The 22,721-nt window shown below is 60.3% G+C and carries 15 protein-coding genes and 1 pseudogene; 1 reads left to right on the forward strand and 15 read right to left on the reverse strand.

Features of this window, described 5'->3' with window-relative positions; translation table 11 throughout:
• Positions 1 to 32: 32 nt before the first annotated feature.
• The 10 genes and pseudogenes from pyk to ACOYW1_RS06655 form a co-directional block, all read right to left on the reverse strand.
• A pseudogene (pyk, locus tag ACOYW1_RS06610) lies at positions 33 to 1,435 on the reverse strand (pyruvate kinase).
• 222 nt (positions 1,436 to 1,657) lie between these two features.
• Entirely contained in the window at positions 1,658 to 2,860 is a 1,203-nt protein-coding gene (locus tag ACOYW1_RS06615; protein WP_482422158.1) for a glycerol-3-phosphate dehydrogenase/oxidase, read from the reverse strand.
• A gap of 11 nt (positions 2,861 to 2,871) precedes the next feature.
• Positions 2,872 to 3,222 (reverse strand): FAD-dependent oxidoreductase, encoded by a 351-nt coding sequence (locus ACOYW1_RS06620; protein WP_482422159.1) that lies wholly within the window; start codon positions 3,220 to 3,222, stop codon positions 2,872 to 2,874.
• A gap of 224 nt (positions 3,223 to 3,446) precedes the next feature.
• Complete coding sequence (locus ACOYW1_RS06625; protein WP_482417007.1) at positions 3,447 to 4,649, reverse strand: phosphoglycerate kinase; 1,203 nt, start codon at positions 4,647 to 4,649, stop codon at positions 3,447 to 3,449.
• A gap of 235 nt (positions 4,650 to 4,884) precedes the next feature.
• A complete protein-coding gene (gene gap / locus ACOYW1_RS06630) occupies positions 4,885 to 5,877 on the reverse strand; it encodes a type I glyceraldehyde-3-phosphate dehydrogenase (protein ID WP_180144117.1) in 993 nt (330 codons plus the stop codon).
• A gap of 345 nt (positions 5,878 to 6,222) precedes the next feature.
• The gene (locus tag ACOYW1_RS06635; protein WP_482422160.1) at positions 6,223 to 8,931 is read right to left on the reverse strand and encodes a response regulator; all 2,709 of its coding nucleotides are present in this window, start codon (positions 8,929 to 8,931) and stop codon (positions 6,223 to 6,225) included.
• Between the two features lie 257 nt (positions 8,932 to 9,188).
• Entirely contained in the window at positions 9,189 to 11,471 is a 2,283-nt protein-coding gene (locus ACOYW1_RS06640; RefSeq protein ID WP_482422161.1) for a mechanosensitive ion channel domain-containing protein, read from the reverse strand.
• 665 nt (positions 11,472 to 12,136) lie between these two features.
• Positions 12,137 to 12,988 (reverse strand): DUF3482 domain-containing protein, encoded by an 852-nt coding sequence (locus tag ACOYW1_RS06645; RefSeq protein ID WP_482423676.1) that lies wholly within the window; start codon positions 12,986 to 12,988, stop codon positions 12,137 to 12,139.
• An 86-nt stretch (positions 12,989 to 13,074) separates the two neighbouring features.
• Positions 13,075 to 13,455, reverse strand: coding sequence for a GTPase (locus ACOYW1_RS06650; RefSeq protein WP_482422162.1), 381 nt, complete (start codon positions 13,453 to 13,455; stop codon positions 13,075 to 13,077).
• A 70-nt stretch (positions 13,456 to 13,525) separates the two neighbouring features.
• Positions 13,526 to 15,055, reverse strand: coding sequence for a DUF2868 domain-containing protein (locus tag ACOYW1_RS06655; RefSeq protein WP_482422163.1), 1,530 nt, complete (start codon positions 15,053 to 15,055; stop codon positions 13,526 to 13,528).
• 190 nt (positions 15,056 to 15,245) lie between these two features.
• Between ACOYW1_RS06655 and ACOYW1_RS06660 the strand changes: the two genes are divergently transcribed.
• On the forward strand, positions 15,246 to 16,172 hold the full coding sequence (locus ACOYW1_RS06660; RefSeq protein ID WP_482422164.1) for a transposase: 927 nt from the start codon (positions 15,246 to 15,248) through the stop codon (positions 16,170 to 16,172).
• Here ACOYW1_RS06660 and ACOYW1_RS06665 read toward each other — a convergent pair.
• The 5 genes from ACOYW1_RS06665 to ACOYW1_RS06685 form a co-directional block, all read right to left on the reverse strand.
• Complete coding sequence (locus ACOYW1_RS06665) at positions 16,146 to 16,958, reverse strand: ATP-binding cassette domain-containing protein (protein ID WP_482422165.1); 813 nt, start codon at positions 16,956 to 16,958, stop codon at positions 16,146 to 16,148. The genes ACOYW1_RS06660 and ACOYW1_RS06665 overlap by 27 nt on opposite strands.
• Before the next feature lie 46 nt (positions 16,959 to 17,004).
• Entirely contained in the window at positions 17,005 to 17,856 is an 852-nt protein-coding gene (locus ACOYW1_RS06670) for an ATP-binding cassette domain-containing protein (RefSeq protein WP_482422166.1), read from the reverse strand.
• A 600-nt stretch (positions 17,857 to 18,456) separates the two neighbouring features.
• On the reverse strand, positions 18,457 to 19,497 hold the full coding sequence (locus ACOYW1_RS06675; protein ID WP_482422167.1) for an ABC transporter permease: 1,041 nt from the start codon (positions 19,495 to 19,497) through the stop codon (positions 18,457 to 18,459).
• The gene (locus ACOYW1_RS06680; RefSeq protein WP_482422168.1) at positions 19,494 to 20,591 is read right to left on the reverse strand and encodes a microcin C ABC transporter permease YejB; all 1,098 of its coding nucleotides are present in this window, start codon (positions 20,589 to 20,591) and stop codon (positions 19,494 to 19,496) included. The genes ACOYW1_RS06675 and ACOYW1_RS06680 overlap by 4 nt, the downstream gene beginning before the upstream one ends.
• The gene (locus ACOYW1_RS06685) at positions 20,591 to 22,450 is read right to left on the reverse strand and encodes an extracellular solute-binding protein (protein WP_482422169.1); all 1,860 of its coding nucleotides are present in this window, start codon (positions 22,448 to 22,450) and stop codon (positions 20,591 to 20,593) included. The genes ACOYW1_RS06680 and ACOYW1_RS06685 overlap by 1 nt, the downstream gene beginning before the upstream one ends.
• Between the last annotated feature and the right edge of the window lie 271 nt (positions 22,451 to 22,721).

Consider the following 22,721-nt stretch of genomic DNA (forward strand, 5'->3'; position numbering starts at 1 on the left):
CCATTACGATAGACGATACCGCGAAAAGCGGTTTACGCCACCTTCACCTTCACCATGTTGGTGGTGCCGGGGACCCAGGTGGGGTATCCGGCGGTGATGACGATGGTGTCGCCTTTGTCCACGAGGCCGGTCTCTAAAGCTTCGCTGGCTCCCTGCTCGATCATTTCGTCCATGCCCTCGGCGCTGTCCACCAGGCTGGGGTGGCTCGGCCCGAGAGGCAGAGCCTTCGCATGGCGGCCTCGTCCGGGGAGAGGGCGATGATGGGGGAGTCGGGGCGGAACCGGGAGATCTGACGGGCGGTGAACCCGGAGGTGGTGGGGGCCACAATGGCCCTGGTGCTGAGTTTTTCGGCCAGAACGCAGGCTGCGTAGGAGACCGAGTCGGAGACGCGCTCTTTGCAGACGCTCTTCATGAACTGCTTGTGGGGATAGGTCTCTTCGGCCTTGGCGGCGATGCGGCTCATGTAGCGGACGGTCTCCACCGGGAAGTTGCCGTTGGCGGTCTCTTCCGAGAGCATGACGGCGTCGGCCCCGTCCAGAACAGCGTTGGCCACGTCGGTGGCTTCGGCGCGGGTGGGGCGTGGGGAGTCCACCATGGAGCGGAGCATCTGGGTGGCGATGATGACGGGCTTGCCCGCTGCCACGGATTTTTCCACGAGCATCTTCTGAACGCCCGGGACATCTTCCAAGGGAATCTCCACGCCCAGGTCGCCCCTGGCCACCATGATGCCGCCGGTGGCTTTCATGATCTCGTCGATGTTGGCGATGGCTTCGTGTTTTTCGATCTTGGCGATGACCGGGGTGGCTTTGCCTGCTGCTGCGATGAGCTCTTTGATCTCGTTGATGTCGTCCACGGTCTTCACAAAGGAGAGGGCCACAAAATCGACGTCGTTTTCAAGGCCGAAGGCCAGGTCCTCTTTGTCCTTTTCGGTGAGGGCCGGAATTTTCAGGACGCTGGTGGGCAGGTTGATGCCCTTGTTGGAGGTGAGAAGGCCTCCGATGACCACGGTGCAGACAATGTCCTGTCCCTTGACTTCTTTAACGGTGAGCTCCATGAGGCCGTCGGCCAGGAGGATCACGTCGCCGGCCTTTACCTCTTCGGGCAGGTCCTTGTAGGAGACCGAGACGCGGTTCCCGCCGCCCATGATCTCTTCTGAGGTGAGGATCAGCTCGGCACCGGGGACCAGCTCGATGCCGGGCTCCTCGATTTTACCGGTGCGCATCTTGGGGCCGCAGAGGTCCTGGAGGATGGCCACGGGTTTGCCCATCTCCCGGGACAGCTCGCGGATGGTACGGATCTTTTTGATGTGCTCGTCGTGGCTCCCGTGGGAGAAGTTGAGCCGCGCCACGTTCATGCCGCTTTCAATGAGGTTACGAAGCACGTCCGGGGACTCGCTGGTGGGGCCGATGGTGCAGACAATCTTGGTCCTGCGCATGTTCTCTCCTTGAGCTTGCAAAGGGTCTCTCCCGGTTGATGAGATGGCCGGCCCCGCCTTTCAGGGGTCATGGAAACCTGCGGCGGGCGGGGACGGCCATTTCAGGGAGGCTGTGTTCATATTGTGTCTTGGTTACCCGGTTTGTGTTACGAGCGTCCAAGGGCTGTGTTACGGGATGGTCAGGCAGGCCGGAAAGTCGTGTCGGCCTGCCTCTGGGCCCCCTTATCTGGGCATGTAGTTTTCAGCCAGCTTCCCGTAGGCTTCCACCTGCTCGTCGATCCACGCCTGATCTTTGCCCAGCTCTTTTGCCATGATGGCGGCCACCCTGGGGGCGGCGGAGACGCTGGCTGCAGCGTTGAGCAGCAGGGAACGGGTACGGCGTGACAGCACGTCGGCCACGTTGCAGGCCCACTCGTTGCGAACGGCCCAGACCACTTCCAGGCCGGTGTAGGGCAGGGCGGGGTGCAGGGGCTCGGCCAGCTCGGGGTTCTCCTGGGCCAGCTCTTTGACCTCACCTTCGTAGCTGCCGTAGACGTGGAAAGGATCGCTCAGGTCGGCGTTCACGCACCAGCCGTGGAGCTTCAGGTCCCGGGTCTGGGAGTCGCGGTGGGGCAGGCCGCCGATCTGGGCGGCGCGGTCGATGGTGTCCTCGCCCATCTTGCGGTAGGTGGTCCACTTGCCCCCGGCGATGGTGACCAGGCCGTTGGGGGAGATGGTGAGATGGTGGTCCCGGGAGAGGGAAGAGGTCTTGCCGTCGGAGTCGTCCCCGGAGATGAGGGGGCGGATGCCGGTGAAGACGCTCAGGACATCCCCTTTGGAGGGGACCCTGGAGAGGTAGCGGCCGGCATGGCTGAGGAGGAAATCGATCTCCTCGTCCAGGGGGACAGGCTCCATGACCGGGTCCTTGATGGGGGTGTCGGTGGTACCCACGATAACGTGGTCGTGCCAGGGCACCATGAAGATGACGCGTCCGTCGTCGGTGTGGGGGACCATGACGGCGGTGTCCCCGGGGGCAAAGGACTTGTCGAGGATCAGGTGCACGCCCTGGCTGGGGGCGATGAGTTTTTTGGTGTTCTCGTTGTCCATGGCGCGGATGTTGTCCACGAAGATGCCGGCTGCGTTGACCACGGACTTGGCCTTCAGGGTGTACTCGGTGCCGGTGAGGCGGTCACGGGCGGTGACCCCTTCCACCACGCCGCCTTTCTTCTTCAGCAGCCCGGTGACTTCCATGTGGTTGATGGGGAACTGACCGAGGCTCTCCATGGTGCGGGCCAGGGTGATGGCAAGGCGCGCGTCGTCGAACTGGCCGTCGTGGTAGACCACGCCCCCTTTGAGGCCGTCGGTCTTGAGGGTGGGGATGCGCGTGAGGGTCTCTTCCCTGGAGAGGAGCTTGGAGGGACCGAAGCCCAGCTTGCCGGCGAGCATGTCGTAGAGTTTCAGGCCGATGCCGTAGAAGGGGCGCTCCCACCCGGTGCATGGGCGCCGATAAAGGCCTGGTTGTAAACAAGGTGGGGGGCGTTTTTCAGCATGATGCCGCGCTCTTTCAGGGCATCCATGACCAGGGCGATGTTGCCCTGCTGCAGGTAGCGCACCCCGCCGTGGACCAGCTTGGTGCTGCGGCTGGAGGTGGCTTCCGCAAAGTCGCCCTGCTCCAGCACCAGGGTGCTGTAGCCTCGGGAGGCTGCGTCCACTCCGGAACCTAAGCCCGTGGCTCCCCCGCCGATGATGATAACGTCCCAGACCCGTGAGGGGTCTTCCAGTTGCCGAATCATTTGTTCACGTTTCATGACATACTCCTGGTGTGTCCATGCTCCGAACCCTCGCCTTGCCCCTGCGGTTTTTTCAGGCGTATGGCTGCACGCGGGTTTTCACCGTGGGAAGACGGCGAGGGTGCGTTGCATGAACGTTCACGGGGCTTGGCCCGCGGATAACGGATTTTGTGTTTCATCCTTTTTCAAGCCATCTGACAGGGTGAAACGCAGTGATTATGTGTCTGTGCCGTGCTTTTTTTTCAGCGTGTCGGTGTTCCCAGGGCTTCCACCCCGGGCAGTTTCTTGCCTTCCAAAAACTCCAGGGAGGCGCCGCCCCCGGTGGAGACGTGGGAGACCTTGTCGGCCAGGCCTGCCTTTTCGATGGCGGCTGCGGAGTCCCCGCCGCCGACGATGGTGGTGCCGCCGTTTGCCGTGGCCGTGACCAGGGCCTCTGCCACGGCAAAGGTGCCCTTGGCCGATGCCTCGATTTCAAAGACCCCCATGGGGCCGTTCCAGACCACGGTCTTGGATGCTGCGATGGCCTCTGCAAAGGCAGCCACGGATGTGGGGCCGATGTCCACGGCCATCTGACCTGCTGCGATGGCGTCTTCCGCCACAAAGTCAGCGGAGCCGATGGCCCGGTTATCAAAATCCAGGCGGTCGGTGACGAGGTAGTCGGAGGGGAGGAGGATCTTTCCCTTGCCCAGCTCCAGGAGCTCTTTGGCTAGGGGGAGTTTTTCCTCTTCGCACAGGGAATTGCCGATCTCGCGGCCCATGGCCTTGAGGAAGGTGCAGGCCATGCCGCCGCCGATGATCAGGGTGTCCACCTTGGGGAGCAGGGCCTTGATGACATCGATTTTTCCGGAGATTTTGGCCCCGCCGATGATGGCGGTGAAGGGGCGCTTGGGCTCTGCCAGGGCGCTGCCCAGGAAATCGAGCTCCTTTTTAATAAGGTAGCCGCAGGCGCAGGTGTCCATGTGTCGGGTGATTCCCTCGGTGGAGGCGTGGGCGCGGTGGGCGGTGCCGAAGGCGTCGTTGACGTAGAGGTCGGCCAGCTTGGCTAGTTCGGCTGCAAAGGCGTCGTCGTTGTCGGTCTCGGCCTTGTGGAATCGCAGGTTTTCAAGGAGAAGTACGTCGCCGTCCGCAAGGGCGTTTACCGCCTCCTGGGCTTTGGGGCCGATGCACTCTTCGGCAAAGGCCACGGGCTTTTCAAGGAGTTCGGAGAGCCGTTTTGCTACCGGGGCAAGGCTCATGGCTTCCACTCTCTGGCCCTTGGGGCGACCCAGGTGGCTCATGAGAACCACTTTGGCGCCGCTGTCCGCAAGGCGGGTGATGGTGGGCAGGGCTGCCCGAAGCCTCTTGTCGTTTTCAACGGCGCCGCCTTTGACGGGCACGTTGAAGTCCACCCGTACGATCACCGTTTTTCCCTTGCAGTCGATCTCTTCAATAAAAAGCTTGTTCATCGTCGGTTCCTCATCCATCGTCACGGTTGTGTTCGTTGCCTCCGCGGCATGGTGGCGACACAGGGGGCAAATATGTGGCGCCTTCGGGCTTTCGGGGCCTTTCCATGGGTTGTTTGTTTTGGTCGGAAAGGGCCCCGGCAGCCCGCGGCGCATGGGGCCGGCCGATGTATCCGAAGGGGCGCCTTAGCCCATGGGCCAGGCTGCGGCGCGTCGGATAAGGGCCGGAAACCAGTCCCTACTCAGCGATGTGCTTGAGCAGGTCCAGGACCTTGCAGGAGTAGCCCCATTCGTTGTCGTACCAGGCGATGAGCTTGACGAAGGTGTCGCTCAAGGCGATGCCGGCTTCGGCGTCGAAGACGGAGGTGCAGGACTCGCCCACGAAGTCGGTGGAGACCACGGCGTCTTCGGTGTAACCGAGGATGCCCTTGAGTTCGCCTTCGGCGGCCTCTTTGAGGGCTTTTTTGATCTCATCGTAGGTGGCGGGCTTTTCCAGGCTGCAGGTGAGGTCCACCACGGAGACGTCCGGGGTGGGGACGCGGAAGGACATGCCGGTAAGCTTTCCGTTCAGGTCGGGGATGACCTTGCCAACGGCCTTGGCTGCGCCGGTGGAGCTGGGGATGATGTTCTGGCCAGCGCCGCGGCCGCCGCGCCAGTCTTTGCGGGAGGGGCCGTCCACGGTCATCTGGGTGGCGGTGGTGGCGTGGACCGTGGTCATGAGGCCTTCCTTGATGCCGAATGCCTTGTGAACGACGTGGGCCATGGGGGCCAGGCAGTTGGTGGTGCAGGAGGCGTTGGAGACGATGGTCTGGCCCGCGTAATCGGTGTGGTTGACGCCCATGACGAACATGGGGGTGGCGTCCTTGGAGGGGGCGGAGAGAACGACTTTCTTTGCTCCTGCCTTTAAGTGGGCAGAGGCTTTCTCTTCGGTGAGGAACAGGCCGGTGGCCTCTACCACGTAGTCGGCGCCCACGTCGGACCAGGCAAGGTCGGCGGGGTTGCGCTCCGAGGTGACCCGGATGGTGTTGCCGTTGACCACCAGGTTGCCGTCTGCAACCTCAACGGTGCCGTCGAAGCGGCCGTGGGTAGAGTCGTATTTGAGCATGTAGGCGATGTAGTCCACATCGATCAGGTCGTTGATGGCAACGACTTCCATGTCGTTGCGGTTTACTGCTGCCCTGAAGACCAGTCGGCCGATACGTCCGAATCCGTTGATGCCTATCTTGATCATGTTGCCCTCCTGAAGCGGTTTGTTTGGTTTGACGGTTCCGTTCCAGAGCGGTGGCCCGTGTTCGGAACCTGTTTCTGCGGTGGGTTTCAGTCGTTGCACGGTGCTGATGCATGTTCAGTTTCGAACAACGTCGTCAACGCACTTAATCAATAGGCTATGCATGCCGCAAAAAGCAAGTAAAATTTTCACTATCGAACATAAAAAGTTCAGGTGCGAAGATTTTTGAGGGGTTTTTTGGGGGGGTGGGATTCTAAAGTGAACATTTTTGGGCCGAGGTGACGTGGGGGCGGGCGGCCGATGCCGCAACCGGGGCTTAAGGGACTTTGTTTTCTGGGACTTCCGAGGTTACGCCTCCGTGTGTGCGCCGTGGCCCATGGCGTCCCGAACCGCATGGGCCAGCTGATTTCTGGCCAGGGGTTTGAGGAGGTAGCTGCGAATTCCTATTTTTTTGGCCAGGGGTTCGTCGATCTGGTCGCTGTAGCCCGTTAAAAGGATGATGGGGATGTCCGGTCGGATGGCCAGAAGCTTTTCGGAGAGCTGAGCGCCGTTTAAGTTGGGCATGTTCATGTCGGTGATGACCAGGTGGTAATCGTCCGGGGCGTTCTGGAAGAGGCCCAGGGCCTCATCTCCTGCCTGGCTTTTTGTGACGCGGTAGCCCAGGCTCTTCAGGGACGAGACCGTGGCGGAGAGGATGGCCTCTTCGTCATCCACCAGGAGGATGTGCTCTCCCCCCGTGGGCAGGGCGGCCTCGTCCGGGGCGTCGGCGTCCGGGGGATCTGCGTCCACCGTGGGCAGGTAGATGGCAAAGCGGGTACCCTGGCCCACCACGCTCTCCACTTCGATGGTCCCTTTAAGGGCCTTGACGATGCCGTGGACCACGGAGAGCCCCATGCCGGTGCCTTCCCCGGGTTCTTTGGTGGTGAAGAAGGGGTCGAAGATGCGTTGCCGGGTTTCAGGGGCCAGGCCACAGCCCTGGTCGTCAATGGTGAAGCATTGGTATTCCCCAGGCTTCAGGTCCGGGTGGCGGCCCATGACCTCTGCGGAGAGGGGCTCCTGGGTGAGGGCGATGGCAATGCGCCGCCCCTGGTGCTTCATGGCGTGGGCCGCGTTGGCGCCTAGGTTCATCACCATCTGGTGGATCTGGGTGGGGTCGGCCATCACCGGTTTTTCGGGCTCCTCGCCCAGGGAGATGTCGATGGTGATGGTGCTGGGGATGGTGGCCCGGAGCAGTTTCACCGCATCGCCGATGACGGGCCGCAGGAACACCGGGGTCAGGGTCTGGTCCGCCTGTCGGCTGAAGTTGAGGATCTGTTTGACCAGGTCCCGGGCCCGCCTGGCCGCCTTGAGGATCTCTTCCACGTACTGGTGTTCGAGGCTCCCTTTCCTGACCTCGTCTTCGAGGAGTTCGGAGAACCCCAGGATGGCTGCCAGGATGTTGTTGAAGTCGTGGGCGATGCCCCCTGCCAGGGTGCCGATGGCCTGGAGCTTCTGGGACTGGCGCAGCTCGCCTTCAAGGGTCCGCCGGGACTCTTCGGCAAGTTTCTGTTCGGTGACGTCCTGGACGGTGCCGAAGGCGGAAAGGGGCGTTCCCTCTTCGCTGCGTGCAAGCAGTCCCTTGCCCACCACCCATCGTGTCGTGCCGTCGGGGAGGGTGATGCGTTCTTCAAAGACCGTGCGCCCTTCATTGAGAATGGCGCCCAGGATCCGGTCGATGATTTCGAAGTGCTCGGGGGAGACGATTTTTTTAAGGCCCTCCCGGCTGATGGGCTCGCCTGCGGGTTCCAGGCCGAAGATCCGATAGAACTCCTGGGACCAGGTGGCCAGGCCGGTCTCCAGATTGACCTCCCAGTGGCCGAGGTGGGCGATGCGCTGGGCCTCTTCGAGGCGCGCCTCGCTCTCCATGAGGCGTTCTTCGGCCTTGATGCGCTGGGTGATGTCGATGCCCACCCCCATGACCCCCACCACCTGGCCCGTGAGGTCCTTGAGCTGGGAGGTGACGCATCGCAGGCAGCGCACGTCGTCTGCGCATCGGAAGTAGAGCTCCATGTCGTTTTGCATGCCGTAGAGCAGGCTTTTCCTGGCCATGATCCCGCAGAGGCCGTCTTCATCCTTCATCACTTCGTCCACCCGGTAATCCCCCACGAGACCCTCGGCTTCCACCTCGGTGAGCTCTTCGGCCAGGGTGGCGGCCGCCCGGTTGATGTAGGTCATCTTCAGCTCCGTGTCCGCGGTCCACAGGACGATGGGGATGCCCCGTTTGATGGACTGGCCCTCGCCGATGACCCCGGAGAGCATGTGCCGCAGGCTTGCGGCCATCTGGCCCACCTCGTCTTCGGAGTGGTAGGTGATCTGGCGGTGGAGGTCCCCTTTGGCAATGGCGTCGGAGACTTCCACGATCTCCTGGACTGGGGAGGCCACGGAGCGGGTCACCAGCCAGGTGAAGTAGAGGCCGGCGGTGAAGGCCAGGCCCAGGGCCCAGTACATGAGGATAAAGGCCTGGCGCCTTACCTTTCGGGTGTGGTTGAAGAAGATCTGTGCTTCGTACTGGGTGGATTCGTTGAGCAGGGCCATGCTCTGGGTAATGAGTTCCATGTGGGCGGCACCCCGGCCCTTGGCGATTTCTGCCGCCCGCCAGGGCTCGCCGTCCTTGACAAGCATGATGATCTCGTCGCGGATGGGCAGCCACTCCTTGTAAAGGGCCAGGGCGTGATCCACCATGGCGTGTTCCCCGAGGTAGAGGCGCTTGATGGCCTTAAAGTCCCTTTCGATCTCTTCTTCCAGGGCCTGCATGGTGAGGACGGCTATCTGGAGTTCCTGGGGAATGCGGGAGAGGGCCACGTCCTTCATGGCGTTGTGAAGCCTTATAATGTTGGAGTCCACCCGCTGGACCGTGTTGCTGACCTGAAAGGGGTGGCGGTACATCTTCCGGGTGAGGTCGGAGAGCTGCCCCATCTGGTGCAGGGCAACGGAGCCCAGGCTGATCATCAGGATCAGGATGGTGCCGAAGCCGATGCCTAAGCGATGCTGCGTAGTTTCTTTCAGGTCTTTGAACATAGGGTGCCTTGGGAAACGTGCCGGGGGCCTGGATTGTGGCGATATGCAGGGCCGGACACGGCCCGGTGCCTCGGGGGAGGCGGTGTATCAGACCATAGGCGAAAGAAACGGGGTGAACGGGTGATCTGGCTGCGTGTTGCGGGTGGGCAGATCACGTCACACGGGGGCGTGTGATTTTCCTATTCTACCACAGGGGACGGACGGGTTACAAATTTTCAATGCATATCAAGGGGTTTTCCAAAGGGGCGATCCTGGGGTCAATGGGACTCTTCAGGGGAAGGGGCGGTGCCTTCTGCCTTGGCCTCGTCTTTTTCTTCATCCCGGGGCTCTGTGGCCTGGTGGAGCACCCGCTGGGGAAAGGGGATCTCGATGTGTTCTTTTCGAAAGGCGTCGTCAATGGCAAAGAGCAGCTCGCTTCGAACGGTCATGCGGTAGTCGATGTCCCGGATATGGCAGCGCAACTCAAAGTCCAGGGAGCTGTCGCCGAAGCCCTTGAACAGCACCCTGGGCTTGGGGACCAGGCGGCCGTTGGTGAGGACCATGGGGTGCTCCTCGGCGATCTGCATCATCAGATCGTGGACTTTTCGGGTATCGGTGCCGTAGGCCACGCCCACCTGGACCATGACACGGCCGAAGGGGTCCCCCAGCATCCAGTTGGTCACCTGGTTGGCGATGAGGTCTGAGTTGGGCACCAGCACGTCGGCCCGGTCAAAGGTCTGGATGTGGGTGAACCGGATGCTGACCCGCTTGACATACCCTTCGGTCTCCCCCACCACCACCCAGTCCCCGGGGCGGACGGGGCGTTCAAAAAGGAGGATGAGGCCGGAGACGAAGTTGTTGACGATGTTCTGAAGGCCGAAGCCGATACCCACGGAAAGGGCCCCTGCGATGATGGCCAGGTTTTTGAACTCCAGCCCGGCGATGGACAGGGAGTAGAAGAGGGCAAAGCCGGTGAGCACGTACCCGGTGAGGGTGACGATGGACTGTTTTTCGCCCTTGTCGAAGTTGGTGTGGGTGAGCCACTTTTCCCCCATCTGGTGCTTGAGCCACCGGGAGATGTTGAGGATCAGGAAGAAGAGGAACACGGCCATGATGATCCTCACCGGAACGATGACGATGTTGCCCACGCGGAACCCTTCAAGGAAGAAGGTCCCCAGGGTGGTGGCCTGGATGGCGGTCTGGCCCCAGATTTTCAGGACAAGCAGGCCGAAGGCCAGGATGACCACGATGGTGAGGCTGCGGGTGACGAGCAAGAGCCCCTTCACCTGTTCTTCCGGCCCGTATCCCAGGGTGTGGCGCATCTTAAGGGCCCCGGGCTTGGCGGGGATCTCCGTGAGGATGTCCTGGACCTTGTGGATCCCCAGGACAATGGCCCAGGCCACCAGCCCGCCGGTGAGGGTGCCCAGGACCCCCACGGTGGCAAAGGTTGCCAGGTGGCGGTACCCCAGCCAGTCTGCCACGGGCCCGAAGGCGAGGCAGAAGGTCAGGGGGATGCGGATGCTCCTGAGCAGGGAGAGACGGGGGTGTCGGGAGAGGGCCCAGAGGACCCGGACCGAGGCACCCAGGAGCAGGAGCATGAGGACGCTTCGGACCACAGCGGCCAGGGGGCCGGGAACGCGGCTTTCGATGTCTGCAATGACGATGGCTTCGATGAGCAGGACCAGGGTGATGAAGACCCGCAGGGAAAACGAGGCGGGGACGCCCAGGGTCTCTTTGCTGAAGTACCGCTCCACTAGAGGGCTGACGGCCAGGGCGATGGCCAGGGCACCCACCGGGGCTGCCAGGGTGATGATGCCTCCGGCGTAAAACCCTGAAGCCGTGGAGGTGAGCAGGGCAATGGCGGGCAGCCGCCGGGTGAACATAAGGGCTGCCTTATGGCGTTTCAGCTCCGGGTCTTCCGCGGACCAGCTCTTGATCCGGCGGTCCAGGGTGAGGATCAGGGGGAGCAAAAGGAGCAGGGGGAAGAATCCGGCCAGCAGCATGAGGTTGGTGTCGGGGTGGGCGGTGGCCCTGAACTCGTAGAGCGTCCGGGGGGAGGCAATGAGGGCGGGCAGGGCCACGATGGACTTCCAGACGGGCTGTTGCCTGTCCAGCAGGGCGCTGGTGAAATTTTTCTGGCGCCAGGTGATGATCTGCTTCTGCAATTCCCGGGCGCTTAGGTTGAGGAGCCTGCAGATGGCCAGCCGTTGCTCCAGGTTCTTGCGGTCGGTTTCAAGGGTGCTTCGTCGCCTGGCCAGCTCCGAGTCATCGGAGGCGTCGGGGTCCCCCAGCACTGCCGCCTTTTTTTCCACCTGGGAGAGCTCTTTTTCCGTTGTCTCCACACAGGAGGAGGCGTTGTCCATGAGGGTCTGAAGGGTTTCCAGGCGCTTGTTGATCACCTCCGGGTCGGGGGGATCAATGGTCCAGCCCCCCACCTCCACACGGATGGCGTTGAGGCGGATTTCATCGACCATGTACCATGCCTTGTCTTCGGCCGCACAAAGGGTGGCGGTCATGAGGAGCAGCAGAAGGGCGGAGAGTGTGATGGCAAATCGTTTCATGGCAACCTTGGGGTGGGGAATGTGAAACCGGATGAAAAAGCGATGGATCAATGGCTTACTTTATCAGCCCGGGGCCGGGTAGGCAATGGGGCGACGTGATCGATACAGGGGCAACGCATTTAAACATTCAGTGGCCTCCGGCGGGTCGCTTTTTGAAAAAAGTTTCCGTCTTCGCCTTCGGCTACGCCGTGACAAGCCGCAAAAACGTTTCGGTAAATAAAAATGAAGAAGAGGGGCTATGCCTTGTAGGGACGCATCCTCAAAAAACAAAACCTGTTTGTCAAACGTTTGGCCCCCGGCAGGGCCGCCGAAGGCAGTGCGGTTAAATCGGCAATGGGCAAATAGCGACAACGTACCCTGTGACTTCGAAGCTTGTGAGCCAGACCGCACAAATCATTAGCGTTTATGTCGGGCGTAGCCCGAGCCGAAGGCCATTGCGCTTTGCCCTGAGGAACGAAGGGCAAAGCGCAATGGCAATCAGCTTTCGAGGTGTTTTCGCTATTGTGGCTTTGCCACCCTCGCCGCCGGAGGCTTGCTTTTGCTCCCGACTTTAACCATAGAAGGCAACGACGTATCGGATGGTTGCTGTCGATCATCCATTGATGCGTGCAAACAGGATTTCCCGAATTTTCGCAAGGGCGGCCTCAATGCCCGGGGCGTCCTTTTTACCCGCGGCGGTGAAGAGGGCCTGGAAGGGCTTTTTGTCCATGCGGAGAAGGATGGCGGGAGGCGCCGCCGTCTGCAAGGGCGGCCTCTTCCACGGCCAGGGCCGCCTCATCCCGTTTTCCGTGGGCCCGGGAGGTGATGAGGGTGAAGTAGAGGAGGATCCGGTCCAGCAGGACAAAAGGCATCTGGAGGTTCCGGCAGGGCCCCAGGGTGAGCTCCTGGCCGCCCAAGGGAATGCCGGAGACCTTGGCCCGTGCCATGCGCCTTTCGCCCAGAAAAGCGGAGGCTGCGCCGCCAACGGAGCCCAGGACCGTAAAGAGACCGAGGCTGTGGCCTGCGGCGGCCAGGTCGATGACGGCCCCTGCCGCCCCTCCGCAGGTGGCTGCGGCCGTGGCCAGCTGTGTGCGGGTGAGGCCCAGGAGTTTGAAGGTGCGTTTATCAAAGAGGTCCTGGCGAAGGACGGACCCTTCGGGCATGGTCACATCAAAGAGACTGTGGCGGAAGGTGCGGCGGATTTGTTCCCGGGTCCGAGCCTCTTTTTTTCGGAGGTCTTCCTGGAAGCGGAGCGCCAGTTTGTGTTCGGCCTCCTCCTTTGATTCCTTCTGGCCAAGGGAGGCAGACACCGTGTGGGTGAGGGCAAACCGGAACAGTTCGGCCATGGCATCGACGCTTCGCCTGAGACGGTGGCCCCACTCTTCGTTCAGGGCCGTCACCACATGGGTCAGGGCGACTTGATTCTGGTCCACGGTCATGAGGGCCGCCAGCAGGTCCAGCCGGTCTTTGACGGCTGCGGTGTGGGCGTTCAACACCCGGACGGCGTTGAAGGTTTTCGCCGGGTTGCCGCCAGGCAGCCAGGTGTTTTTCGTTTGCCCCCTTGCAGTTGATCACCGCCATGCGGGGCAGGCCCGTGAGGCGAAGGATCTCCATTTCCGCCAGGTCATTCTGGCGCACGGGCCGGGAGCCGTCCGCCACGCACGATCCCATCCTTCGCCACGGGGGCCAGGAGCTCGCATTCGTCGGCAAAGGTTTTATCGTCTTGGTGTTCGGCAAGGAAGGCCTCAAGGATACGCTCCGGTTTCCCTGTATAGGCACGGAACCAGGCCAGGGTCTTTTTCGGTGCCTGAAAGCCCGGGGTGTCCACAAAGCGAATGAGGGGCTTTTCGTTCAGGGTCACTGTGTAGGTGCGGCTGGCCGTGGTTTCGCCGGGGAAGGGGCTTACCCGCACGGTGTCGTCCTCGGTGAGGGTGGAGACCAGGGTCGATTTCCCTTCGTTGGGATGGCCGAGGATGGCAAATTCTGGGATGGTCGTGTTGGTCATGGTTGCCTTATATCATGGGGCCGATGGCTTTATCAAACCAGGGCAGCGTGTTCTCTTTTGGCCGTGGTGGTTATGCCGTGGGTTCCGGTCCATTGCCCTTTGACCCAGGCTCGATTACGTCCACCCTCAAGCCCGGCAGGGCAAGGGCTGCAATCACCTTGCGCCAGATATGCACATGGCTCTCTTCAGGCGGTGCCAGGGCGTCTTCGGCCACTTCACCGATGAGAAGGATCGTCAGGGGGGCGGTGCACGACCGGGAAAGCTCTTCAATCCAGTCCAGGGTTTCCCGGATGGGTGCCTGCCACGCCTCCTGGACCAGGTAGAGGCGACCGTGGTGGTCCGGCAACCGGGCGGGTTCTTCCATGGAGACGGGGATGATCTCAGGGGAGGCCAAAAGGCCGGACAGGTGATGCCCGAGGTCCGGGATCATGCCTTCCAGCTCTTCGGGTACAAGAACCCCGGGGCCTGGAGCCTCGGGGGCGGGCGCTTGGGTGGTGTCGGAGGGCGTCGCTGTTTTGCGCCGTGTCAGTTCGGCTTCGGCCTCTTCGGCCCGATGGGATTCGGTCACTTTGGTGGTCAGAGAGGGGGCGCACAGGGCCTCCAGCAGGACCCGGACTTGGGGTGCGGCCAGAAGTTCCCGGTTCGCAGCTCGCTTAAGGCCCCTTTGGGAGACGAGGAGAAGGCAGAGGCGGGGCAGGAGTCCATACATCACAAGGCCCATGGCGAGGAAGGGCCACCAGGAGGTGAGGTGGGCTCCGGAGAGATTTTTGATGCCCTCCTTTAAAAGAACGCGGCTTCCGGCCACGGCATCGAGGGTCGGGACGCCCACACCGTCGGGAAAGCACCAGGACCAGGGCAGGGCAACCCATTGGGCCAGGCCATGGACCACCTGGGGGGCTGCACCTTCGCCTATGGTGGTTTGCCATCCGAAGGCTGTATCAAAGAAGAGGATGCGTGTGGCAAAGGCGGTGAGAGCCCCGATGGCAAAGGCCACGGCAAAGAGCTGGACCCGGGAGAATATCAGGTAGAAGAGTGTGCGCCCGAAGGCCCGGGAGTCTGCCTGCAGTCGCCTCCACAGCCCCTGGGTTTCTGTGCGCCGCTCTGCGGGGAGGCGCTTCATTGCCTTTTCCATGGCCCGGGAGAAGAGGTGGCCTGTCATGACGCCAAAGGGGCTGAGGCTTTCAGGGGCCTTGATCTTCATGAGCAGGGGCAGGGCGCTTCCGGTGGCGAGGAGGGCCTGTATGAGGATGAACAATACAAAGAAGACCAGCACGTTGACCGGGGCTGCCCCTGAATAGGCAAGAAATGAAAACACCCCGCCGTAGCCTGTGATCGCCCCGATACCGACCAGGCCAGCCGAGAGAAGGGCGGAGGCCGTGACAAAGAGATCACCGGGACGCTTTGTTTCCTTTGCGGTTTCTCTGCGTGCAGAGAGCCAGCGTGCCAGGCGGGCCCGGTCGTCGTCACAGGCCTGGCTTTCGACCAGACGTCGGTTTGATTCGTCCACTTCGCCGTGGCTCGAGATTTGGGCTCTCTCTTCGTCTACAGAAAGGAAGTGCAGGGTGTCCAGAAGGTCGCGGATGTGAAACGGTTTTTCCATGCCTTGAGATGTACCCCAGCAACACAAAAATGGCAAGCTATCCATCTGGGGACAGGTTCTTTATGCTGGACTCGATCAATGCAATCGTGGCATGATTGGTCCTATGCTATCTTGTTTGATTCATATGGAAAATCTTTTGTGCAGTTCAACTTTCAATGTGACACCGCAATACCCCTGTGAGGAGGTTGCCATGCCACGTGTTCCCCGTATGGTTGTGACCGACCCCGGTCAGAAAGCCGCATACCATGTGATCAGCCGAACCGCACTGGACGGGCTTCCGTTCGGTGATGTCGAGAAAGACGAACTGGTGCGCATTATCAAAAGGCTTTCCAGTATCTATTGTGTGGAGGTTTTTGGCTATGCCGTCATGGGAAATCACTTTCACTTGCTTGTGGAAGTGCTTCCCGGCTCCATGGTCTCCGATGAAGAGGTCCGGAGGCGCTACCAGCTTCTCTACAGGGAGGGCATAGCGTTTCCCGAGGGGTGTCTGGATGAGTACAGAGAACGCTTCTGTAACCTTTCAGCCTATGTCAAAGATATCAAGCAGAGCTTTTCCTGCTTTTACAATAAGCGGAAAAAACGTCGGGGAACCCTCTGGGGTGAGCGGTTCAAAAGCGTACTGGTCCAACAGGGAGATACCCTGGTCCATTGCCTTGCATATATCGATCTCAACGCCGTTCGTGCAGGCATTGTGTCGCGCCCGGAAGATTACCGATGGTGCTCCATCGGTTACCACATCCAGACGGGAAACACAGACGGGTTTCTTTCGTCGGATTTTGGAATGCCGGAGGTGCCTACAGCCGATGGGACCAGCCAGATTCGGGTATACCGGGAATACCTCTATCATGTGGGCGCCATTGAGAAGAGCGGAGCCGCAAAGATATCGAAGGTCATTTTGGATGCCGAAGTCGCCAAAGGATTTGAAGTAAACGTGGTGAGACATTTTCGGTACAGGACCCGTTACTTTACCGATTCTGGAGTCATCGGTTCCCGGGCCTTTGTTCAAGCGTGTCATGACATTTTTAAAGATCGGTTTCATACAACGCGGGAGAAGATTCCAAAACGAGTCAGAGGTATCAAGGGAATGTACTCATTGAAACGGCTGGCTGACCATTGAGATGGTGAGGTGTTTATCTGACTTTTGCCTGTGCTGCCTTTTGATATGCATACCGTTGTAAGGGATAGCTTTCGAAAAAATCGAATATGAACCTGTCCCCTTACAACGCTGCTGCCAGGAGCTCCCGGGTGTAGGGCTGTGTCGGGTCTCAAAGATCTGCCGGGTGTTCCCGGACTCCACGACGCGGCCCTGCTTCATAACCAACACCCGGTCGCAAAGGGCGCGGATGATACGTAGGTCATGGGAGATGAAAAGGTAGGAGATGTTTCGGGTTTTCTGGAGAGTCTTCAGAAGGGTGGTGACCTGAAATTGGATGGACCGGTCCAGGGCCGAGGTGGGTTCGTCCAGGATGATGAGCTCCGGGTTCAGGACCAGGGCCCTGGCAATGGCGATGCGTTGCCTTTCGCCGCCTGAAAATTCGTGGGGATAGCGGTCCAGAATAGATGGGGACAGTCCCACCTCGGTGATGGCCTCTTTAATAATCCGTGGGTGGGTGTCACGATTTTTGGGGTCGTGGTGGCTGAGGCCCTCGGCAACGATCTCCCGAACGCTCATGCGGGGGGAGAGGCTGGCAAAGGGGTCTTGGAACACGACTTGGATCTTTTGTCTGACGCGGTTGAGGTCGGCATGGGGTAAGGCATCCAGACGGGATCCCAGAAACTCGATACGCCCCCGGCATCGGATCAGGCGCAAAAGGGCCAAGGCCAGTGTGGATTTGCCGGAGCCACTTTCCCCCACGATGCCCAGGCTCTCTCCGGCCTTTATGTCGAAGGAGACCCCGTCCACGGCGCGGGTGATACGTCGCTTCTGAAAAAAGAACCTGTCCCCTTTATTATGGAAATGAACCTTGATGTCGTGGCTTCGGGTTCACATACTCCATGTTTCGTGGCTCTGGTGGCGTCGCATGGGCCGTCACAAGCTGGCGGGTGTAGGGATGTCGGGGCGCTTTGAAGAGCTCGTCGGGGGTTCCCGTCTCGACGAATTCGCCGCCTCGCATTACGTAGACCCGGTCGGCCACGTGCCGGACCACCCCAAGGTCGTGGGTGATGAGCAGGATGCCCATGTTGCGTGTTTTCTTGAGCCTGGACAACAGGGCCAGCACCCTGGCCTGTACCGTGACGTCCAGGGCCGTGGTGGGCTCGTCGGCGATGAGAAGGCCCGGATTTGAGGCAATGGCCATGGCGATCATCACACGCTGCCTCTGGCCCCCCGACAGCTGGTGGGGGTGATGGCCGAGGCGCTCTTCGGCTTGATCGATACCCACGGCATGGAGCAGCTCCAGGGCTTGCTGTCTGGCCTCCTTTCGTTCAATCCGCGTGTGGCACAGGAGCCCTTCGATGATCTGTTTTTCAACGGTGTGGAGAGGGTTCAAGGCGGTCATGGGCTCCTGAAAAATCATTCCAGCACTTTTGCCCCGCACCCTTCGCATCTCCTTATCGGACAGCTCCAGGATATGTTGGTCTTCAAGGGTTATCTCGCCCCGAATGCGGGTCCCGGATTCAGGCAGCAGCCGCAAGACCGATTGGGCTGCCACGGATTTACCCGCCCCGCTCTCGCCCACGATGGCAACGATTTCCCCCCGTTTGACGGCAAAGGAGATTCCTTTGACCACCTCTTTTTCCATGCCGTTTTCAGAAAAGGATATATGCAGGTCTTCAACGTTTAACACTGGGGATAGGGTCAATGATCTCTCCTGAATTTTATTTGCCTCCGGCGGCCCTGCCGGGGGCCAAACGTTTGAAACGTTTGATAAAGAGATTTTATTTTTTGAGGGTACGCCCCTGCAGGGTATAGCCCCCTCTTATTTTTTAATTTATCAAGGTGCTTATCTTCGGCCCCTGCGGGGCTGGCGATAAGCGCCTTGATTACCGGAACGTTTTTGCGGAGCTTTTTTCAAAAAGCGACCCCGCGGGAAAAACTGAATTTTTAAATGCGTTGGCCCTGCCTCGAAATCTGATAGCCATTGCGCTCCGGCTCGGGCTCCGCCTTGAAGGGGGTAAGCAGAAGCACATATATGGATCACATGTGTGCAGCACGAAGCGATTTCAAACGTGGAGGCAGAGCCTCCGTGTATCATTCCCAGGCGGAGCCTGGGAACGAAAGAGACCCTGACAAAGCAATGATGACAACTGCCGTCGGCATACTCACGGGCGAAGCCCGTCAGGGAATGTGATGAGCCTGAGGACGAAGAGCGAAAGAGCATTCCCGAACCTGGGGTCCAGGGGTGGCGAAGCCACTTAGGCTAAAAATCCCCTGGCCGCCGGAGGCACGCTTTTCCTGCTGCTCACCCCCGAATCTGGTGCCTTGGGTCAAAGGCGTCGCGCACGCCTTCTCCGATAAACACGAGCAGGCTCAGCATGAGGGCCAGGACCACGAAGGCGGAGAGGCCGATCCATGGTGCGTGCTGGTTGGCCTTTCCCTGGGCCAGAAGCTCACCCAGGGCCGGGGAGCCCGGGGGCAGGCCAAAGCCCAGGAAGTCCAGGGAGGTGAGGGTGGTGATGGAGCCGCTCAGGATAAAGGGCAGAAAGCTGAACACCGAGATGAGGGAGTTGGGCAGGACGTGCCGCCACATGATTTTGCGGTCCCCGATGCCCAGGGCCCGTGCGGCCCTTACGTACTCCAAGTTCCGGCAGCGGAGGAACTCAGCCCGGACCACATCCACCAGGCCCATCCAGCTGAAGAGGAGCATGATGCCCAGGATGATCCAGAATCCCGGCTCGATGAAGCTGGAGATGATGATGAGGATATAGAGCAGGGGCACCCCCGACCAGATCTCCATGAGCCTTTGTCCCAGCATGTCGATTTTTCCCCCGAAGTAGCCCTGGACAGCCCCCACGGAGATGCCGATGGCCGAGCTGAAGAGGGTGAGGAGGAGCCCGAAGGTCACCGAGGTGCGAAATCCGTAAAGCAGCCGCACAAAGATGTCCCGGCCGTGGTCGTCGGTGCCCAGCAGGTTTTGGCCGTTGGGCGGGGCCGGGAAGACGGGGCGGGCAAAATTCACCGTGTTGTAATGGAGGCGGATGGGGGGCCAGAGCATCCAGCCCTTGTCGTTGATGAGTGCCTGGACCTGGGGATCCGTGAAATCCGCCGTGGTTTCAAACACGCCCCCAAAGGCCGTTTCCGGGATGTCCTGAATCACGGGCAGGTACCAGTGCTTCTGGAATCTCACCAGAAGGGGCGCGTCGTTGGCGATGACCTCGGCCATGAGGCTCAAGGCAAAGAGCACGGAAAAGAGCACAAGGGAGTAAAAGGCCCGGCCGTTGGACCGAAAGGCCCGCACGCGCCGCTTGCCGATGGGGGACAGGTTGATCCATGCCATGGTCATGCCTCGCTTTCGTCAAAGGAGATGCGCGGGTCCACCCACACATAGGTGATGTCGCTGATGATCTTCAGGGCCAGGCCCATGAGAAGGCCGATGTAGAGGTTGGCGAACATCACCGGGTAGTCCCGCTGCATGGTGGACTCAAACCCCAGGAGCCCCATGCCGTCTAAGGAGAAGATCACCTCGATCATCATGGAGCCGGTGAAAAAGATGCTTACAAAGGTGGCCGGAAGGCCCGAGATAACGATGATCATGGCGTTGCGGAACACATGGCCCAACAGGATCCTTTTTTCCGTCACCCCCTTGGCCCGGGCCGTCACCACGTAGAGCTTGTTGATCTCCTCTAAAAAGGAGTTTTTGGTGAGAAGGGCGAGGCCTGCGATGCCCCCGATGCTCATGGCCAGGATGGGCAGGCAGAGGTGGTGGAGGTAGTCGATGATCTTTCCCCAGAAGGAGAGGGACGCAAACCCGGGGGAGACCAGTCCGCGCATGGGAAACCACTGGAGATAGCTGCCCCCGGCAAACACGGTGATGAGAAGCACGGCAAAGAGAAACACCGGGATGGAGTTCATCAGGATCACCACGGTGCTGGACCAGACGTCGAACCGGCTGCCGTGGTGGACGGCCTTACGGATGCCTAAAGGAATGGATATCCCGTAGATCAACAGGGTGCTCCAGAGTCCCAGGGAGATGGAGACGGGCATTTTTTCAAGGATGATGTCCACCACCTTGCGGTCCCTGAAAAAGCTTTCCCCAAAATCAAAGCAGAGGTAGCGTTTCAGCATGTCCAGGTAGCGTTCATGGATGGGTTTATCGAATCCGAACTGCTTTTCGATCTCCCGGATCATCTCAGGGGAGATGCCTTGGGCCCCTTTGTATCGGTTGACCCGGTCAAGGGAGGTGTCCGGTGTGCTGACAAGGTCCCCCTCCTGGCCGGAGATGCGTTCCACCACGGACCGGCGGTCTCCCTGCATCTTGGAGATCACCTGCTCCACCGGCCCTCCCGGTGCCAACTGGATCACAAAAAAGTTGACGGTGAGGATCCCCAGCAGCGTGGGGATCATGTAGAAAATTCGTTTGAGAATATAGCTGCCCATCACTTCTCCTTCGGGCTTGCCGGGGTGGCGCCATTGTCCGGTCGTACCCACCAGGTGACGGCCTGGGGTTTCTTGCCGGTGATTACATGGGGCATGTCGAATTGGTTCCTGTAGGCCAGCCGGTAGTGGCTTATGGCCCCGAAGGGGATTATGTAGGTGCCCTGTAGCAGTACCCGGTCCAGGGCGTGCATGGCGAAAACGAGTGAGGTGCGGTCCGGTGCGGAGAGGATTTTTTCCACCAGGAAATCCACGGCCCGGCTCTTGACCCCGGCAAGGTTCCTGGCCCCTTTTCGGTCGGCATTCTTCGAGTGCCAGTACAGTTTCATCTCAACCCCCGGGGTCGGCATGCAGCCGAAGCCTGCGTTGATCATGTCGTAATCGTAGCTTCGCATGCGCAGGATGTACTGGGAGATGTCGCTGCGGTGAATGACCATCTCGATGCCCAGGCGAGCCAGGTTCCTTTGAAACGGCAGCAGGAGTCGGTCCGTGGCCGTCGAATCCGAGAGGAACTGGAATCGAAAGGGGCTTCCCTTCTTTACGGGGCCCTTCTCCTTGACGTAGACGAGCCTGTTGTCTTTTACCTGCCAGCCCTCTTCCTTGAGGATCTGGGCTGCCCGGATGAGGCGCTCCCGGATGTGCCCGGATCCGTTGGATTCCGGGATGCGGTAGGGGGCGGTGAAGATCTCTTCGGGCAACTCGTCTCTGAACGGGGCCAGAAGCGCTCTCTCCTCAGGGCCCGGAAGGGGAGGGGCGGCAAAATCTGAATTAAAGAAGTAGCTGGTAAAACGCCGGGGCTCACCATAGTAGAGCCGCTTTTTCGCCCAATCGTAATCAAAGGCGAGGAGGAGGGCGTAGCGGACCCGTGGATTTTTGAACACCGGCCTGCGGGTGTTGAACACGAGGCCTTCCATGCCCTGGGGAAGCCGGTGGGGAAGGATGACACGCTTGATCTCGCCCCGGTCAAAGGCCGGTCCCTTGTACATGGTGGCCCAGGTCTTGGCCGAGGTTTCCAAACGGTAGTCGTAGAGCCCGGCCCGAAAGGCTTCCATGGCCACGGTGCCGTCTCGAAAGTAATCGACGGTGATGGTATCAACGTTATATATGCCGCGACACACGGGAAGGTCCCGGGCCCAGTAGTCTTTGACGCGCTCGTAGGTGATGCTTCGACCCTGCTTGAAAGACGCGATGCGGTAAGGACCGCTTCCCAAGGGGAGATCCAGGGTGGTGGCGGAAAAATCACGGCCTTGCCAGGCATGCTCCGGCAAGACGGCGATCTGGGCCAGGATGGCGGGAAGTTCCCGGCTCGCCCTGTCTTTGACTGTGAACTTCACCCTGTATGGGTCAAGGGCCTCCACCCCTTTGATCTCTTCGTAGTACTTTTTCAGGGTGTTGCCGAAGTTGTTGATCAGGGCGTTGTACGAGAAGACCACATCATCTGCCGTCACCGGGGTGCCGTCATGGAATCGGGCCTCTTTTCTCAGATGGAAAGTGACCCAGGAACGGTCTTCCGGCATCTCCACGCCCTCTGCCAGCAGCCCGTAGTACACCCCGTCCTCGTCTTCGGACTCTACCATGAGGCTGTCGTAGACCAGATCAACCCCGGCAGCGCACTCCCCTTTAAGAATAAAAGGGTTGAAGCTGTTGAAGCTTCCGATGGCATAATCCCGCAGGGCCCCGCCCTTGGGGGCGTCGGGGTTCACGTAATCAAAATGGGTAAACCCCGCCTTGTATTTTGGTGCCCCCCCGGAACTTAAGGCGTGGGAAAAGACGGTGCCCGGGCTTTCCGCACGGGCCGTGGAGACGGTCAGTACAAAAAGAACGAGCACAATCCGGGGAATACGAAACGTCATGATGAACATACCTTGTCTGGCTTCCGGCTCACCGGAAGGGTTGTGTGGTAAAAGCGTGCCTTCTATGGTTAACGTGAGTGGAAAAAGCAGGCCTCCGGCGGCGAGGTGAGCCACCTCGAAAAAGCTTATTGCGTTTGCGCATTTCCCTTCGTTCCTCAGGAAAATGCGCAAACGCCTTCGGCTCGGGCTTCGCCCGATACATAAGCTGGTGGTTTGTACGAGCTGTCCCACAAGCCTTGAAAGACCGGGACTCATTCACGTAACCCGTTGACTATCAGCT

It is taken from the genome of Desulfoluna sp. CYM3A, from assembly GCF_056829965.1.